This window comes from Novosphingobium sp. B-7 (assembly GCF_000410615.1).
Lineage (GTDB): Bacteria > Pseudomonadota > Alphaproteobacteria > Sphingomonadales > Sphingomonadaceae > Novosphingobium > Novosphingobium capsulatum.
Map to the genome: position 1 here is coordinate 1 of NZ_KE148481.1, position 390 is coordinate 390.

Sequence of the window (390 nt, forward strand, 5' to 3'; positions counted from 1 at the left end):
GCGGGCCATGTTGCCTGGCCCGAGGCTGGCACGCGGGTCGTTGCGGCAACCTGGCGCCCGGCCGGCTATGCCGTGCCGCTGGTGGGCCAACCCGACGCGCCGCCCACCCAGGCCGTGCTGCCAGCCCATTGCGAGGTCGAAGGCGTGATGCACGAACGCCGTGGTGTCGATGGCCAGGCCTATGCCATCCGCTTCCGCCTGCGCCTGCCGAGCGATTGGAACGGGCGCTTCCTGATGCAGGGCGGGGGCGGCACCAACGGCACCGTGGGCGATGCGATCGGCAAGGTCAGCATGGACCAGGCACCGGCGCTTGCCCAGGGTTTTGCCGTGCTGGCGCAGGATTCCGGGCATGACAATGCCACCAATACCGATCCCGCGCGCGGCGGCATG

At 70.8% G+C, this 390-nt stretch carries 1 protein-coding gene; it reads left to right on the forward strand.

Annotated elements, in window-relative coordinates:
• A partial coding sequence (locus H926_RS31185) for a tannase/feruloyl esterase family alpha/beta hydrolase (RefSeq protein ID WP_148291837.1) occupies positions 1 to 390 on the forward strand: 390 nt, incomplete at both ends.